10 protein-coding genes are annotated in these 18,317 nt (G+C 50.2%); 9 read left to right on the top strand and 1 reads right to left on the bottom strand.

Going from position 1 to position 18,317, the window contains the following annotated elements:
- The first annotated feature begins 31 nt into the window (after positions 1-31).
- The 8 genes from BUB16_RS00250 (at position 32) to BUB16_RS00290 (ending at position 15,096) form a co-directional block, all read left to right on the top strand.
- Entirely contained in the window at positions 32-1,471 is a 1,440-nt protein-coding gene (locus tag BUB16_RS00250) for a TackOD1 domain-containing metal-binding protein (protein ID WP_073058816.1), read from the top strand.
- A gap of 35 nt (positions 1,472-1,506) precedes the next feature.
- Entirely contained in the window at positions 1,507-2,829 is a 1,323-nt protein-coding gene (locus tag BUB16_RS00255) for a glycosyltransferase family 2 protein (protein WP_073058817.1), read from the top strand.
- Positions 2,830-2,920: 91 nt separating this feature from the next.
- On the top strand, positions 2,921-4,192 hold the full coding sequence (locus BUB16_RS00260) for a hypothetical protein (RefSeq protein ID WP_139240125.1): 1,272 nt from the start codon (positions 2,921-2,923) through the stop codon (positions 4,190-4,192).
- A 543-nt stretch (positions 4,193-4,735) separates the two neighbouring features.
- Positions 4,736-7,981: an exodeoxyribonuclease V subunit gamma gene (recC, locus tag BUB16_RS00265; protein ID WP_073058819.1), complete on the top strand. Its 3,246-nt coding sequence runs from the start codon at positions 4,736-4,738 to the stop codon at positions 7,979-7,981.
- A gap of 1 nt (position 7,982) precedes the next feature.
- Positions 7,983-11,612, top strand: a complete 3,630-nt coding sequence (gene recB, locus BUB16_RS00270) for an exodeoxyribonuclease V subunit beta (RefSeq protein ID WP_073058820.1) — start codon at positions 7,983-7,985, stop codon at positions 11,610-11,612.
- Positions 11,613-11,629: 17 nt separating this feature from the next.
- Positions 11,630-13,465, top strand: coding sequence for an exodeoxyribonuclease V subunit alpha (recD, locus tag BUB16_RS00275; protein WP_073059127.1), 1,836 nt, complete (start codon positions 11,630-11,632; stop codon positions 13,463-13,465).
- Between the two features lie 325 nt (positions 13,466-13,790).
- A complete protein-coding gene (locus BUB16_RS00285; protein WP_139240126.1) occupies positions 13,791-14,255 on the top strand; it encodes a hypothetical protein in 465 nt (154 codons plus the stop codon).
- A 145-nt stretch (positions 14,256-14,400) separates the two neighbouring features.
- Positions 14,401-15,096: an inorganic pyrophosphatase gene (locus BUB16_RS00290; protein WP_073058823.1), complete on the top strand. Its 696-nt coding sequence runs from the start codon at positions 14,401-14,403 to the stop codon at positions 15,094-15,096.
- A 403-nt stretch (positions 15,097-15,499) separates the two neighbouring features.
- Here BUB16_RS00290 and bamJ read toward each other — a convergent pair whose 3' ends face one another.
- A complete protein-coding gene (gene bamJ, locus BUB16_RS00295) occupies positions 15,500-16,255 on the bottom strand; it encodes a BamJ family beta-barrel-assembly machinery protein (RefSeq protein WP_073059128.1) in 756 nt (251 codons plus the stop codon).
- Between the two features lie 456 nt (positions 16,256-16,711).
- Here bamJ and BUB16_RS00300 point away from each other — a divergent pair, with 456 nt between their 5' ends.
- Positions 16,712-18,316: a DEAD/DEAH box helicase gene (locus BUB16_RS00300; RefSeq protein WP_073058824.1), complete on the top strand. Its 1,605-nt coding sequence runs from the start codon at positions 16,712-16,714 to the stop codon at positions 18,314-18,316.
- Position 18,317: the final 1 nt, after the last annotated feature.

An 18,317-nucleotide genomic window follows, 5' to 3' on the forward strand; every position in this document is an offset into this window, starting at 1 on the left:
ACAGTAAAGGACATTATTATAACTAACACTTATGGAACTGAATTGTATAATAGTTGAGGATGATCCTCTTTTCCGTATCATTTTAAAAAGGAACGTGGAGAAGCAGTCCGTTCTGAATTTTATTGGAGCAGCTGAAAATGGCAGGGAAGCGATAAAGCTTGTCAATGAGAAATCAGTTGACCTGGTTTTCCTGGATATTGGCCTGCCGGATATGACTGGATTCGACGTAATTGACCGTGCTGAAGATCTGGATCCCGGTAAGGTTATTATAATCAGCGGCAGCAAGGAAGACGGCATAAAAGCATTTGACTATGGAGTTACGGACTATATTGTCAAGCCCTTTGAAGAAGAGCGCTTTAATGAAGCAATAGGCAGATTTGTCAGGGATGTGGGCAGGAGCAAAAAATCCGTTTCTTTTGTCGACCGGATGATCGAAAAGTCATTGGAATATATCTATACGAGGCAAATACGGGATTTTGAACCCCTCTCTTTTAGGAATGCAAAGCTGGGCTATATTTACCCCATGGTAACGGCTAACTTTGACTTTGAGCGGGAAGATCAGGTCCCTAAAATTCTGGACATTGCGGTTGAAGAGGGATTCCTGACGTCAGAATATTATGACAGTTTTTATACCTGTAATCACTGTAGCAATAGTTACCTTCACTTCCGTGAAAGCTGTCCGAACTGTCATTCTACCAATATCGAATCCGAAGACCAGATTCATCACTTTTCATGCGCCTATATGGGTCCCAGGTCTGATTTTGAAAAAAGTCAGGGCTCCAGGGATCTGGTCTGTCCGAAATGCGATAAAACACTCACGCATATAGGCGTTGATTATGACAAGCCTTCTGAAATATTTGAGTGCAACCAGTGTAATGAGATGTTTCAGGATCCCCTGGTGAAGGCAAAATGCAGAAATTGTAATTCGGATATTAAGGTAGAAAACCTGGTTAAAAAAAGGTTAATGTCTTATCAGTTGACCAGTCTCGGTAAGGATGCCGCTAAAGGCCAGGTTGCAGTGGATGTAGGTGAATTGGATACCATGCTCGATGTCATCGACAAAGCCTATTTTAAGCATACGTTAGCTAAAGAAATTGAGCGGAAAAAAGAGGCTGATTTCGAAAGTGCTATTGCTTCTATTTACCTGGAGAACATCTCGGAATTATATGACCAGTTAGGAGAGCAGAGAAGTAACAACCTGGTCAGAGAATTATATGAAGTCGTTTTGAATGAGGTAAATCGTTCTGATGAAATCATTTTCAAAAATATGGTGACCCTGTGGCTGCTTATTACGGAGAGTGACCTCCGGCAGGCAGATGCGATAACCGGAAAAGTGATAAAACGGATAAAAGAGCTGCTGGATGATAATAACCCAAACTTCACGCTTAAAATTTCTAAAAACTTACAACCGGTAGAAACAGGTAAAAGTGCTGATGAACAACTCAGCCAATTGGATATGGGTAAAGATTGATCCTGGCTAACCTCTATACATGACTACTATAAAAAATGGCTGATTTCTTTCAATTCTGGAATAACCAGGGGATAGAGGGATTCCTGACAATTTTCTGGTTTTATTTTATTCTGGAATTTCCCCGTTATTTGCTTCTGGCCTATGTTTTTTTGGTTATCCATAAGATCAAGACCCATTTTAATAAAGAGAATTATGAGAATGCCAAGCGGCAATTGTGGAATGAGCACCCGTTAATTTCGATTATTGTGCCGGGGAAAGACGAGGGAAAAAATTACTATAAACTGGTACGAACACTTGAGGAACAGACCTATGATAACTTCGAGATCATTGTTATTGACGATGGCTCAGAAGACAACTCCGAGCTGATAGGAAGAGATCTTGAACGCAATGGAAAAATTGACCTGTTCTTACGGAACGAAACCAGGGGAGGGAAAGCTTCTGCTGCCAACTTAGCTCTCCGGTACGCAACCGGAAAGTATATAGTGCACCTGGATGCGGACAGCTCCTTCAACCGGGATGCCATAGAAGAAATTTTAGTGCCCTTTTATGAAGAGGAAAAGGTAGGAGCTGTGGGGGGCGCTATTGAGGCCAAGAATAGTGGTCAGAATTTAGTTACTACCTTTCAGGCCATTGAATACTTCAATATTTTTGCAACAGGCCGTATGATCGCGGATTCCCTTGGCATCCTGAGAATTGTGTCCGGCGCTTTCGGGGCCTTTCGGCGCGATTTGTTAGTGGAACTGGGCGGGTGGGATGTCGGTCCGGGACTGGATGGCGATCTTACGCTTAAAATCAGGAAAAAAGGGTACAAGATAACGTTCACGCACCTGGCTATTTGCCTGACCAATGTGCCAACATCATTTACCAAACTGGCGAAACAGCGTGTCAGATGGAGCCGATCCCTCATTCGTTTTCGATTCAGGAAACACCGGGACCTGCTTTTTCCATCAGATAATTTTAGCCTGAGTAACTTTTTTGCCGTCGTGGAAAATGTGTTCTATAATTTTATTCTCAATCTTCTTTGGTGGGTATACCTGATCGTTCTGGCGCTGTATTTCAAAGCAGAATTCGGCTACCTGATTATCGGGGGAATGTTTTTGTATAGTCTCTCTAAAATAATTGAATTCGGAGCCATTATAGCTCTTTCTGCCAATAAAAGCGATAAAGCTAAATATATTCCGTATTTGCCCGGTATGACTTTTTATGTGGGATTGTTTTTAAGAGGGGTGCGGTCTTATGCCTATATCAGGGAACTGTTTTTCTACGACTCCTATAAGGATGCATGGAATCCAAACAAAACATCCAGAGCCGCAAGGAAACTGGAAGATGAAATAAAAAAAGTGTTTCAGGGGAATTAAAATAGCCTAATTAGGATTTTTTGATATTTAGGCTTATTTTTTAGTAGCAAAATAAACATTTCATTCAAGTTGGCTTAATAATATAAAAACCATGTCTATTCATCCCAGAATAACTATATACACTACTCTTGCTGCGCTGATGTTCACATTGACCGGCTGCGATTTTTTATCGGCTGATGACAATTCTCCCTATGTGGAACCGGAGTTTTCAATTACCAGTGATATTACCAATCGATTGACGCTCTATGAGATCGAGAGTAGCGAAAGCAAAGCTAAAAAACCCTCGAAAGGTATTGATACGGAACTCAGTGTTGCGGCAACGGTCAGTCCTCCCGTGGTGAACACTGTGACTACAAGAGCCAGTCATCTCGATTATGACGGGGAGTTTATTCATGTAGGATATAAGATCTATGAAGAGGCATATGGCGGTGGCGTAGATATATTCTCCGCTGATGGCGTTTTAGAGGAGTCTGCGCGTTCATTTCAGGGTGATGGCTTTGATGTTCAGGAAGTAGTATATGACGATGAGGAAAATGCGATTTATATAGCGGGCGCTGTAAAAGGCAAGCAGGCGGGTGATTTTAAAGCTCAACTCTTGAAGCTGGATACAGAATCTGTAGAGGTGGTGGAAAGTGCGAGTACGGAAGGCAACGTGGTAAAAAGTATCGGCCGGACCGACAACTATATTTATGCCGTATCCGATCAAAATCATATGTATCGCTTTAATAAGAGTTTAAGTACTTTTGATTTGATGGAGAACAGTGACGATGTTAACTACCGGTCGATTTTGACTGAAATTTCCGGTGAGGTTTTTACTCTGGATCAGTCGGGAACGGCACGAAGGGTTAACCATAATTACAACGGCTATAGACTCATAATAGACCTGATTGATAACAACGGGCAGGCCGAAGCCCCCCGTATGCAGGATGGCACCATTGCCCGCCTCTCCACTTTTATTCACACGAATAATCGTCCCCATGCGGTGGCGGCCCTGAATGAATTCGGATTTTCGGTGTTCGATGCGGAGGGAATGATTAAGTGGAACAGCAAAACGGATTCTGAATCAAGTGAAATCCAGAACAGGCACTATACTTCAGTAACCACATTTGAGGCGTCGGGACCTCCCGGAAATAGTGACACCTATGTATATGCCGGCGGGAGTGATGAAACCGGTAACTACATCGATGTTTTTGAGGTGCCCAACGGGCTTAACGGCAGGGGATTGAACCTGGTCAATAGTCACAATTTGGATGATTTTTCCGAGATCAATTCGGGGGGACAGATTAATCATATTGTCGCAACCGAGCGCCGTTTATACGTGGCCAAGGGAACAGACGGACTTGTTATATTTGAGTTGGAATAAAAATATTTTCCGCAGGAGACCCTGCTTTGGTTCCATTCTCAATCATTGTTTCTATTCACAAATGTGCTATAGTATCGAACAGATCCCGATGCTATAGCATTTTTAGTTTTGGACTGATATGTTGCTTCTACTCTTCAAGGGATGAATTTTTGGAATGCGTGCCCAAACAAGTCTCAACACTTTTTTTGTCCGTTTTCATTATCGATCGCTGCCTTCGGTTTTCAGGAGTGAAAATGGACCGACCGGAATTGGGGACCCAAAATGGACTCAGATAAGGAGAACAAGGGTTTAGCAGAATACCTTTTTATTCGTATTTTAGCTTTGATCATGTAGGTGGTTGTAGAAGTCTTTGCAACACCGTTCTTGTGGCCAATGCCGGCGTTATCGGTTGGTGGAATTCCTCCCTATATGAGTGATATGCTGCGAGGGCAACCTCCCCCTGGCCTTGACCTTGAACAAAATACCCGGTTTTTCAAAGACTTCTTGCATTCGATGTGAGAGAAACCGGGATGTTCAGAATTGAATCTTTAGCTTTGTGTCCTGATGCTCACGATTTACTACGGAACGGATCAGCATAAACTGGCCCACCGGCTGTTTGAGGAATGCCGCGGCGCGCCGGGCGGCAACCCGCTGTCCCCGGAAATACTGGTTGTGCAGAACCACGGGATGGGTCAGTGGCTCTCGCTGTACCGGGCAAAAAGGCAGGGCATCGCAGCCAATATGATGTTCGAGTTCCCCTCCGAGCGCATCTGGAGCCTGATCCGTACTATTTATCCCGATATACCGGAGACGCTGCCTTCGGATCGGGGGCCGATGACGTGGACGCTGATGGAGCTTTTCAACGACGAGCAGTTTTTGAGCGAATTTAAGAATCTGAGTCACTATATCGCCGATGAGGATCCCGCACAGCGCACTTTTCGAGGCTGGAAGCTTGCGTCCAAAATTGCCGACGTCTTTGACCAGTACCTCATCTATCGTCCCCGCATGATACTGGATTGGCAGCAAAGAAGATTGAACACCCGACAGGTGGAGGCCGAAAAGTGGCAGTCTCGCCTGTGGAGAAGGCTGATCCGTTACTGGGAGACCCATTATGAGGGAGCATGGCTGCACCGCGCGCAATTGCAGCAAAAGCTGTGGGAGGCTATGGATAACGGAACACTGCCGGCGGACCGCCTTCCTGATCGGATTTCGGTTTTTGGGGTATCAACCGCCTCGCCGGCTTTTATGGAAACCATGGTGAAACTCTCGAAGCTCACCCGGGTTTGTTTTTACCAGCTTGCGATTGATCCCGACATCAAGGAGAGCGGGGACTATGCCAACCCGCTGCTGCAGTCGCTGGGGAGTGAAGGGGCCCGCTTTATCTCCCAATTGTCCACCTTCGCGCAAGCCGACAGGCAGGGGACGGGTTCGGTGGAGTGGCAGCAGCTGGATACCGAACAGCCGGAAGGAGCTTCGGTTTTTTGCACCATCCGGTCCGATCTAACAACAGACAGTCCCCTTACCGGACGCAAGCTGAATGTACCCGCCGCCGATTCGTCCATCCAGGTGCATTCGTGTCACAGTCCCATGCGCGAGGTCGAGGTGTTGTACGATCAGCTGCTGGGGATACTTGATAACAACCCGGATCTTACTTCCAGTGATATTCTGATTATGACGCCGGATATCGAGACCTACGCTCCGGTGGTGGAAGCCGTTTTTGAAACACCGGATGAGGGGCAGCCGGACCTCCCGTACTGTATCGCCGACCGGGGGGTGGGGGGACAATCTTCCGCTGTGGAGTCGTTTCTTAATATTCTGAGTCTTTGCGACAGCCGGTTTAAAGTGACCGATGTGATGGATTTGCTCGATTCCGGTCCCGTCCGGGAAGCGTTTGACCTTAGTGATGAGCAGCTGAACCGCCTGGAACAGTGGATACGGGAGAACCGGATCCGGTGGGGAATTGACGGGCCGTTCAAGCAGAAGATGAACGTGCCGCAAAGCGACCGGTTTACCTGGCAGTCCGGGCGCAATCGCATGCTACTGGGGTATGCCATGCAGCCGGTGGACGATCGCCTGTACAACAGTATCTTTCCCTATGAAGAGATCGCAACCTCCGAGGATGCCGCCCTGGCGGGCCGGTTTTCCCGGTTTCTGCAGGAACTGTTTGATATCGCACGCTCGGTGGAAGAAGCAAAATCACCCGCAGGCTGGCAACCGGTATTGAACCGGGTTCCCGAAATGTTTTTGCCCGATACCAAAGAGTACTTCAGGCAAATTTCCCGGATCCGCGAGGCCGTCGGCCAGCTGACCGAATACGCTTCGCTGGCATCCTTTGAGAGTCCTGTTCCCTTTGCGGTTGTGCGTTCCTGGCTGCAGGAGCGGCTGGAGGAATCCGGAACCGGCGGGGGAAGCATGGGCCGGGGGGTAACGTTTAGCTCTTTGATGCCGATGCGAAGTATCCCGTTTAAGGTGATCGGCATGATCGGAATGAATGAAGGAGCTTTTCCCCGCTCGAAGATACCCATTGAGTTTGATCTGATGCACCTGGACGGGCGTCCCGGGGACCCGGTCCGTTCCGAAGAGGACCGCTATCTCTTTTTGGAGAACCTCCTCTCGGCGCGGACGCACCTGTATTTCAGTTATGTGGGACAGAGTAACCGGCAGGATGCCGACTTTCCGCCGTCGACTGTCCTCCGGGAGTTCCTGGATTACCTGGAGGGACAGTATGGCCTGGAATCCGGGGATATTACGACCCGGCATCGCCTGCAGGCTTTTAGCCCCGGGTACTTTAAGAATAAAGAGGGATTGTTTAGCTATTCCCGAACCCAGCTGAAGGTTAGTCAACAGCTCATGGATGCCCGGGACCGTCCCCCGCTTTTCCTGCACACGGATCTTCCGGAACCCGGGGAGGAGTGGAAAGTGATGTCGGTCAATGATCTTATTTCTTTTTTTCAGCAGCCGGTGAAATACCTGTTGCAGCAACGCCTCGGGATCTATCCGGGGGGGGAGGAGGTGCTGACCGAAGACCGTGAGCCGTTTGCGTTGGGGGGACTGGAAGGCTACCGGGTGGAACAGGAGCTGCTGGATCGTTTTCTGAGGGATCAGCCGCTGGATACTTACTACGAAAACCTTCGAGCGCGGGATATGCTGCCCGAGGGGTGGACCGGCGCGCAGGCGTACCGGCAGAAAGCGTCGGAGGTCCGACTTTTCGGCGGTGAAATACAGCAGCGCCTTGACCGGCAGCCCTTGCCGGACCCGGAGGTCGATATTACCATCGGGGAGTTCCGTATCGTAGGCAGCCTGACCAATATATACCCGGATGCGCACATCATGTACCGGTTCGGCAAAGCGCGTCCCGGGTACCTGATCGAGGGGTGGATCCGGCACCTGCTTGTTCAACGGGTGAAGCCTGCGGGACATCCCGGTCGGAGTTTGTTGTTTACCTGGGATAAATCCGCTTTTCAGGAACACTGCTTGTCGCCGCCGGAGGATACCAAAGCGATACTTTCAAATTTAATGGAGCTGTACCGGCGGGGACTGCAGCGTCCCCTGCCGCTGTATTGCGAATCATCGTATGCCTATGCGAAAAGCGTGATAGCGGAGGATAAAACGCAAGAACAGGGGATGGCAAAAGCCATAAACAAATGGGAGCCGGGCTGGGGCGGGTATCCCGGAGAGGGGGAGGACCCCTACATCAAACTGATTAACAGCCGGAAGCAACCATTCCGGGATCAGAACGAGCAGTTCAGGGAACTGAGCCAACGTTTTTGGGTGCCATTTTTTAAGGTGTTAAGGCGGGGGGACTCATAGCATGAAGCTACTAAACCCTTTTGAGATCTCCCTTTCGGGTATCAATCTGGTAGAGGCCAGCGCCGGGACGGGCAAAACCTACAATATCACTTCGCTCTATATCCGGGCGCTGATCGAGCGGGATATTGCTGTCGGAAAAATATTGGTGGTCACCTATACCGAGGCCGCAACCAAAGAGCTGAAGGATCGGCTGTTGGGACGGATTCGCCAGTCGGTGCGGGTGTTGAAATCGGGCGAAGTCCGGGATCGGTCGGACCAGTTTTTGAGGGAGCTGCTGGCGGAGGTATCGGACTATGAAGGGGCGGCGGACAAACTGGAGCGGGCGGTTCGAATGTTTGATGAGGCCTCCATTTATACCATCCACGGCTTCTGCTACCAGGCGTTGCAGGAGCAGGCGTTCGAGAGCCGTGCCCTGTACGATGCGGAAATGGTGGGGGATGATGCGGAGCTGGTGCAGGAAGCGGTGGATGACTACTGGCGGAACTGGGTGAGGGAGGTTTCGGAGCATCCTGAGAAGCGGCTGCTGCTCAAGTTGTTAATTGACAGTGGACTCGGACCGGAGTCGCTGGCAAAGGAGCTGGGATCGTATATAGGAAAGCCACAGCTGAAGGTGTTGCCCGAAGATATTGATAGGGACAAGGATAACGATCAGATCGGCCGGGAGGTGACCCTGTGCTGGGATTTATACAGGGAGCTCCGGGAAATATGGTCGGTGGAGCGGGAGGCACTGTTTACTCTCCTTGATAGCGGAGACCTCAGCTATTATACCAGCCATAAGGTGACGAAGTGGTTTGACCTGATGGATGATTTCCTGGCCTCTGAGGTCCCGCCGCTCAATACTTTTACCCAGTTTTACCGGTTCCGGCAGTCATCCATTAATGAGAGTCTGAAGAAAAAGGCGGTCGAGCGTGGCATAACCCCTCCGCAACACCCGTTTTTTCAGCTGGTCGATGCATACCGGGAGGTCATTGAAACCGTAAGCCGGTTCCAGGTATGGTTCCGAAAAGATCTCCTCCACTACCTGCGGCGGGAGCTTAGCCAAAAGAAGGAGGAGCTGCAGGTGCTGTCGTATGACGACCTGCTGCTGCGGCTGCGCAATGCGCTTGGGGACCCGGAGCGCGGGGAACGGCTGGCTGACAAGCTGCGGGAAAAATATCCCCTTGCGATGGTGGATGAGTTTCAGGATACGGACCCGAACCAGTACGATATTTTTCGCCGGATATACAGGAAATCCGGAGATTCGGCGCTCTTTATGATTGGCGATCCCAAGCAGTCGATCTACAGCTTCCGGGGAGCTGATGTGTACTCATATCTCAAGGCTCGAGGGGATGCACCCGGGGAGAACCGCTACCGGCTGAACCGTAATTTCCGGTCTGTGCCCGGCCTTCTGCGCGGTTTCAATGTGTTATGGGGACAACAGGAAAGGCCTTTCGTGGTTGAGGACATTGCATATCAGCAGGTTAGGTGGGGACGGGATGAGGATGAATACGAGAGACTGTTGGAAGAAGGGCGGGAGCGTTCCCCTGTCCGTTTCCGCCGGTTGTCGGGTTCCGGGGGACGGCTGCGGAAGGGAGATGCCAGGGAAAACGCAGTCGATGATACCGTCAGGGAAATCCGCCGGCTGCTCAGGGGCGGCCGAAGGGGGGAGATCACCATCGGGAATACTCCCGTCCGGGCCAGGGATATCGCTGTGCTGGTGAGGAAGCATGCACAGGCCGAATTGATCAGTGATGCACTGCGGGAAGAGGGCATTAAGAGCGTGCGTCACAGTGATCAAAGTGTATTCGAAAGCGATGAGAGCGAGCAGCTCGAGCAGTTGCTGAAGGCAGTGGTCGAGCCCGCGAATGAGACGCTGGTAAAGACCGCCCTGTCGCTGCCCCTGACCGGCTACAGGGCAGCCGACCTGCTTGCTATCGAAGAAAATGAGGAGCGATGGATTCAGGTGCTGAGTCAGTTTTCCGGCTGGCACAGAACATGGCAGGAGCAGGGATTTGCGGCGATGTTTCAGTCGCTGCTGGATGAGCTGGAGGTGGCGGAGCATCTGATCCGGTACCCGGACGGGGAACGGCGACTCACAAACATACGGCATCTCGGGGAGCTGCTGCAGAAAGAATCGCGGGAGGGAGCGCGCAGCTTGTTGCACTGGCTGGCCCGCAAACGCCGGGAGAACGGCAGCAGCACGCGCGATGAAGAGCAGGTGCGGCTGGAAAGCGATGAGGAGCTGCTCAAAATCGTAACCATGCACAAAAGCAAGGGATTGCAATACCCCATTGTCTTTTGCCCCTTTTTGTGGTATGGTCCCGATATCAGGGACAAAGGTCAGCCGCTGGAGTATCATCATCCAAACGATCGGGAAACCTCTTATCTGGATTTGAACGGGAAGTCGGATCCCGAGCGGGCCGAGAAAAGATTTTATGTCCGGCGCGAAGAGCTGGCCGAAAATATGCGTCTCGCCTACGTTGCTATGACGCGGGCCGAGCATTGCCTGTATTTGACGTGGGCGTTTGCCAATGCCTCTGAGTTCTCCTCGCTGGGTTATCTCCTCCGGGACCCCGAACAGGTGGAGTCTCTTTTGAAGGCCAAAGTGAGCTCCGGGGAGAAGGGGGACGGGGTGGACGACGATGAGGTCGGCCGGGCGATCGGGAAGCTCTGTGAGGAGTATCCCGACCTGTTTACCCTGCAGAAAAAGCCCGGGACATCCGGCGCAGGGGGGGAGCAGCTGGAACTGCTGGCGACGGGAGACCCCAGTCCTGTTTTCCGGGCACGCTCGTTCGGTCGGACGGACTCCCTGGCATCCCGCTACCGGGTCTCCAGTTTTTCATCCCTGAGCAGCTGGATGGATGATGATCCGGATGTGCCGGACTACGACCAGTTCCTGGATGGGGACGCCGGGGAGACAGAAGCACCCGCAGGGGGAGCGTTGACGATGTTCAGCTTTCCCAAAGGTCCCCAGCCCGGCACCTGCCTCCATCATATCTTTGAGGAGGTCAATTTTGTCACTCTTGATCAGGCCGGAACAGCCATAGAAAACAGTTTGGCCCTGCATGGCATTGACCAGCAGTGGAAGTCGGTCGCCCTGCAGATGCTTGAAACGGTCGTCCAAAAACCATTGCTGCCGGCAGACGGGGGACTCAAACTATCGGCTTTGGCGCCGTCCGATCTGATTCCCGAGATGGAGTTCTACTATGACCATGAGCATATTGAGACCCGGGAGATGCTTGCCATTATCCGAAAAGAACATGACGGTCGTCCCCCTGCAAGAGGAGCGGCGGCCCCGGGCTTTATGAAAGGATTTATTGACCTGACGTTTCAATACGAAGGCAAATTTTATATTTTGGATTACAAAAGCAACTATCTCGGGGATACATGCAGCGATTACGATCAGGCTTCCATGCAGCATGAGATGCGGGAGGCTTTTTACGATTTGCAATATCACATTTACATCATCGCCCTGCACCGGTTCCTGGCCGAAAAGCTGTCGGACTATTCTTATGATACGCATGTTGGCGGCGCGTTTTATCTATTCCTGCGGGGCATGAATGAGAAGGGCCGGGAAGGCATCTTCCATGATCGTCCGCCTGCCCGTACGATCCGGAAATTAAACCGATATATTTCGGGAGGTGACAGCTGATGAGCCAAAAGAATATTATGAACCGTTTATCAGCGTTGCGTGAGCAGGGAGTGATTTTGGATATCGATCTTGAACTCTGCCGGTTCCTCTGGAGTCAGGACCCGGACGTTTCCGAGGCAGTGCTCATGTCGGCGTGCCTGACCAGCTACCTGTATCACAAAGGCAATATCTGCCTGCAGCTGGACGAATATGCCGGCGGGCCGCTTTTTGAGGAAGCTGAAGGGAGACAATCTCCCGAGGCCCCAGCCCTGGAGGAGTGGAAAAACCGCCTGTCCGAAAGCCCTTTTGTCGGAGGTCCCGGTACCTTTAGACCACTCATACTGGATTCCGAAAACAGGCTGTATCTTCATAAGCTTTGGCATCATGAGCATACCCTGGCCGCGGCGTTGCTGGAGCGATGCCGGGATTCGGAGAAAGATATAGACGTGCCGCTGTTGCACGAGGGACTGGAGCGCCTTTTTAGCTTTCAATCGCCCTCAAAAGTGGGAACCGATTGGCAGAGGGTGGCTGCTGCGCTGGCGGTCAAGCACACACTATCCGTAATTTCGGGGGGACCCGGAACGGGGAAGACTTCGACAGTGGTGCGGATCCTGGCCTTGCTGGCCGAGCAGGGAGAGGCCCGTGGCCGGATGCCTGCTATCGCTTTAACGGCTCCGACCGGCAAGGCCGCCGCCCGCCTGCAGGAGGCCATACAATCCGCCCGGGAGTCCCTGCCGGTAACGGAGGGGATACGCGAGGCTATCCCCGGCGAAGCCGTTACGCTGCACCAGCTGTTGGGAGCACGCCGTTATACGTCGAGGTTCAGGCATAACAAAGAAAACCCGTTATCCCAGGATGTGGTGGTCATTGATGAAGTGTCAATGGTAGACCAGGCGCTGATGAGTCGTGTGATGGAGGCGTTGCTTGAGGGGACGAAACTTATTCTGTTGGGGGACAAGGACCAGCTTGCTTCGGTAGAGGCGGGATCGGTTCTCGGCGATATCTGCAGGGGGACGGAAAACCGGTTTTCGTCGGGCACCACAGCGTGGCTGCAATCGCTGTCGCTGGACCTTCCGGGTGAGGCGACGGTTTCCGCCCCCGATACCCTGACCGACTATGTGACGCTGCTGACCGAAAGCTACCGTTTTGGAGCGGATAGCGGCATAGCCCGTCTGGCTGAGAGCGTAAACAGGGGAGAGGCTGAAGAAGCAATCGCCTTTTTAAAATCTGAGCAATATCCTGAGATTGCCCTTGTCAATTCCCGGGAAGATTCTGCCCTTGAAGAGCTGCTTGCTCAAAGGGCAGCCGGCTATTTTGACCGGCTCTCCCGCTGCAGCTCTCCCGATGAGGCCTTTGCGATTCTTAATGAGTTTCGCATTCTCGCAGCACACCGAAGAGGTCCCTGGGGCATTCGCTATCTGAACCGCTATATCGAACGAATCCTGCAGGAGAGGGGATCCATCCCGAAGTACCAGCAGTGGTATCCCGGCAAGCCGGTGATGGTCAATGTTAATGATTACTCTCTGGGCTTGTATAATGGAGACACGGGCATATGCCTGGCCAATGAGGAACAGGAGCTGAGGGTGTATTTTCAGCACGACAACGCCATTCGTGAAGTGGCTCCTTCGCGGTTGCCCGATCATAATAAAGCCTATGCCCTGACCGTGCATAAGAGTCAGGGCTCGGAGTTCAATAACATTCTGATAGTGTTGCCTGCCGAACGGTCAAAAGTGGTAAGCCGGGAGCTTATCTATACGGCCATTACGCGTGCTCGCAAAACGGTTATTATCCTGACCCCGGAAGAAATTTTGAGACAAGGTATCCGGGAGAAGCTGCAGCGAACATCCGGATTGTCCGACCGACTCTGGCCGTAGAGAGGCCATTCAGAACCATTTCAGCCGGGGTTTTGTGTTTTATAAAAATATTCAGAAAAAAATTAAAAAAACTCGGAACTTAATTGCGAATAGCAGGTATGAATAAGTGAACATACTGATCCTTGGTTACCTTTGTGACCATTGATTTGTACCCCGAAAAGCCAACGTACAAGGAGGGGCTGGTTGAAAGCCGGCCCCTTCTCTTTTTTAAGGGGATTTTCCTGTTTTTTGTAATTCGTCATGATGAGTGGTTGGGGGTTTTCCTCTGCGGCGGACTCCGTGATTGCTCGAACTTGCCTCCTGTTAACGCCTTCCCTTTTGCAGTTTGTTATTACAAGTAGCCAATCTACATGTCAATATTGTTATCGTGAAGGGCGGCCAGGCTCGCATGGAAGCGGCTGATATTGCGGAATCTTCTGTGGAGACTGCCGCCGATGCCGGAGCCGAGTTGCGAACAGGATTACGAGCGAATGCTGCGGCCGGCGAAAATGAGATAAAAAGCCTGTTTACCACGTACAATGAGAAAATCATCGATATTCTCGAACAGGAATTTTCAGCAAGCGCTGAAACAATAGTCAGCATCAACAGCCAGATTAACGGGGCGGGCGGTGCCAAGGCTACCCTGGAGACAAGCATTGAAGCGAGTGGGGATACCGGTGCAATCGTACAAGCCTATTCTGCTTTTTATGCCGCTGTCGAGACCTTGGTTGAGAACCTGCTTTCAGCTGACAGCGATGCCGAAGCCGAGGTTGTGGCCGATATTATGATCCTGGTTAATATGGGTAATTAAGATTTATTCAGCATATTTTTTTAAAAGAGCCGATGTAAAAGTCGGCTCTTTTTTTATTTTTCATCTCATTATTAGTAGTCATAGGCTCAAAAAAATTCGTACTTTTAGCTATTCAATTTTTTAATCTCCGATCAATGATAAAAAAATGGAAAGAGACCAGATCCGACGTTTTTTAGAATCCATAAAATTATTTTCGAAACCCCATCCCTGGCACGGTATCAATATTGGCGAGGATGCGCCTCATAAAATAAAAGTATTCATCGAACTGGTTCCGGGCGATACTATGAAATATGAGCTGGACAAAGAGAGCGGTTATCTTAAAGTAGACCGGCCGCAGCGCTTTTCAAATATTTGTCCCACCCCCTACGGCTTTGTCCCCAGGACCTTGTGTGCTGAGAAAGTGGCTGCATTTTGTATGGAGAAAACCGGTCGGTCCGGTATCAGAGGCGACGGCGACCCGCTGGACATTTGTGTGATTACAGAACGGAATATTCCCCACGGCAATTTAATTTTGGATGCTATTCCGATAGGGGGACTGCGTATGATTGACGGGGAGGAGGCCGACGATAAAATCGTTGCGGTATTAAGCGGGGATGCCTCTTTCGGACAGATACGGGATATTTCGGAAATTCCCAAGCATATGATCGACCGGCTCTCTCACTATTTTCTGACCTATAAGGCAAAACCCTTCAGCGATGAAAAGCGCGAGTGTGAAATTACGCACATTTATGGCCGGAATGAGGCGTTTGAGGTTATTGACCGGAGCGTGAAGGACTATAACAAGCGGTTTGATGTGAATAAGCGTAAGCTTTTGAAGATGATTCAGACGGGACTTAAGTAGTACCGTCTCCTCTATCTTAAATTTGAGTGCAGACGCGAAGCGCTGCGATATTGAGCCGTGCCGTTCATTGAATAAAAACAAGATGTGTTCAAGGTTACATGATACAAGTACTTTCCTGCTGCCATTTTTCCTTCGCCTCGCTCACGACCAAATTTCCTGTTGGGTAATCCCGGTTAAAATACTGCGTTTTTGAATTCGATCGGGCTTCGGTACAGGCCAATATTTCTGCTTTCTCGATTCCATATACATAAAAAAAGCAAGGCAGAGTTAGATAGCCCTGCCTTGCTTTATTCCTGTTAAGAACCCCTGTCTCCGACGAAAGAATACGGAAAAGAGGAGGTTAACCGTGCTGATTTATCAGATCGAGTTCAGGGTAACACTGGTTATATAAGGTAAATGTATGTTAGTTGCCGGTGGATGCCTCATCAGGGGGATTGACTTCGAGGAGCTCGACTTCAAAAACCAGCGTCTCATTCGGACCAATAGCTCCACCGGGACGTGGATTGGGGCCATAGCCGAGCTCAGAGGGTATCCAGAAGCGGTATTTAGCGCCCTCTTTCATCAACTGCAGTCCCTCGGTCCAGCCGTCAATAACCTGATCCAGGGGAAACTGCACGGGCTCGCCGCGATCATGAGAACTGTCAAACTTCGTCCCGTCCAGGAGCGTACCGGTGTAGTGTACTTTCACTTCATCGGAAGAGTCGGGGGAGGTGCCGGATCCTTCCTCCAATACCTTGTACTGAAGTCCGGAATCGGTAACCTGTACTCCTTCGTTAGTCCTGTTTTCAGCTAAAAATTCTTCTTCTTGTTCCCTGTTTTCCCGAGCTTCCGCCTGTTGCTCTTTCTGTGCCCGCTGTTGAGCCTCCATCTGGTACGCCTGTACTACTTGCTGCATCTCAGACTGGGAGAGACTGGACTCTTGATCTTCCAGCGCGCTTTTTAATCCACTGGCAAATTTATCAACATCAATATCGGTCATCCCCTGTTGTTTTAGTGACATGGAGGCGATTTGATAGCCGAGGCTGTAACTCACGCTGTCAATATTCGTTTCCAAGGTTACTTCTGTTGAAGCAGTGCCGGAATCCGAACTGCATCCTGTGAAGAAGGCCGCAGCACCAAATAGTATAGAAATGAAGAGTGTTATCTTTTGTGAGGTCATTACGATCATTAATTTTGAATTTTTAATTAAGCGTTGAATTTATCCAAAATTTCGGCCTATAAAAAATTTGTGGTCAAAGTTAAGTGAATTGGATATAAAATCGTATCTTTAAGGACATTCACCCAAATTTCTACCATATAGAGATGTGGAGCAAATATAGGACACTGACTGACAAATCATTATCGTTATCTTTTTTTAAAACGTGATAACAGACCACACTCAGTCATAACTGTAAAATGGGCCGGTATGCCGTGCTGAATCTCAAACGTTTGATTTGCGGACGGGCATACAATCACCCACTTTTTCGCGGTTGGCCTTCTTCACGAGTAAATTTCCTGGTGAGAAATTCGGGCTATATAATTGTTTCATACACAAGAGGGCTTTGAACAGCCGGATATTGGTCAAACGAACGGTTTTTCAAGGTTTTCTACAACTAACAATAAATACAGGATACCTTTGAGTTTTAAGAAGTTTACATTAAGTAATGAGCTTCGTCTTGGTTTGCAGGACCTTCGTTACGAAGAACCTACCCCCATACAGGACGAATGTATACCGCTAATTTTGGAAGGCCGGGATGTGATCGGTGCGGCCCAGACCGGTACGGGTAAAACCGGCGCCTTTGTTATTCCGCTGCTGCAGCGGATTATTGAACATCCCTCGGAGCATACGCAGGCGCTTATTTTGTCGCCTACCCGGGAGCTGGCCCAGCAGATCGAAGAGCAGGTTTTTGCGCTCGGCTATCACACCGGCATTAGTTCTGCCACCGTTACGGGGGGGAGTGACTATGGCACGCAGGTCAAGGCTATCCGCGCTGGCGTTGATATTATCGTTGCTACGCCCGGACGCCTGATTGATCAGATGAAAGTACTGAATCTCGATTTTAGCCACCTTAAGTACCTGGTGCTCGACGAAGCTGACAGGATGCTCGACATGGGATTTCTGCCCGATGTGATGAAAATCGTCAAGCAGCTTCCCACCGATCGACAGACGATGCTTTTTTCGGCTACGATGGTGGAAGAGGTTCAAAAAGTGGTCGATGAAGTGATGAAGGACCCTGCCGAGGTAGAATTTGAAGTATCCAAACCGGTCGACAGTGTCGATCAGCAGATTTACTTTGTGCATCCCAAAGAGAAACTGGAATTATTTGAGAAGCTGTTTGATGCGGATAAATACAAGACGGCAATTGTCTTTTGTGCGACGAAGCGGGGCACGGATAAAGTGGAGCGGATGCTCAAAAAGCGGGGGGTCAACGCGGTAAGTATGCATGGCGACCGCGACCAGGAGGAACGGAACGAGGCGCTTCGTCTTTTTAAGAACAAAACGCACCCCGTGATGGTAGCGACGGATGTACTGTCGCGCGGGATTGATATTAATGACGTCTCGCTTATTGTCAACTTTGATGTTCCGAATAATCCGGAGGATTATATCCATCGCATCGGAAGGACGGGGCGGTACGACAAGTCGGGGACGGCCATCACTTTTGTCAGCAATAAGGACAAGAAATACTACCATGCCATAAAAAATGTGGTCGGTGACCAGCTTTCCATCCGTGAAGCATCCGGGAAGAAGGATAACAGGCAAAGTCAGCAACAAAAGAGCGAACCTAAAGAGCGCCCGCATCGGGGCTCGGGCGGAGACAAGCAGACGGACCAAAAGAAGTCTTCGACACAGGTAAAGGCAACGGAGAATGGGACGCCTTCGCAAATGGAAAAGCAGAAGAGCCAGAGCAGGCAGAAAGCCAAAACTTCTAAAGAAACGGAGCAAGCAAAACAAAAAAAGGAAGAGGCTGTCCGGAAAAAAAAGCAGACCGCAGATGGAAAACGGAGCCAGAAGACTGACAAAGACGGGCGGAAGGGGCAAAATAGAGAAACCTCGAAACAGAAGAAGCCATCCGGCCGATCGGGTCGTACTCCAAGAAAAGAACATGCCGAGCCCCTCTACGAGGACGATATCTTTCAGCCCGAGGTCATTGAGCAGGCGGTTGTCCGCAACCGGAAATCACTGAAGCCGGCCAAAGGGTTGCTCGGTGTTATCAAAAGTTTTATTCCAAAGATCTTTTGAG

Origin of the sequence: Fodinibius roseus, from assembly GCF_900129315.1 — a bacterium.
Lineage (GTDB): Bacteria > Bacteroidota > Rhodothermia > Balneolales > Balneolaceae > Fodinibius > Fodinibius roseus.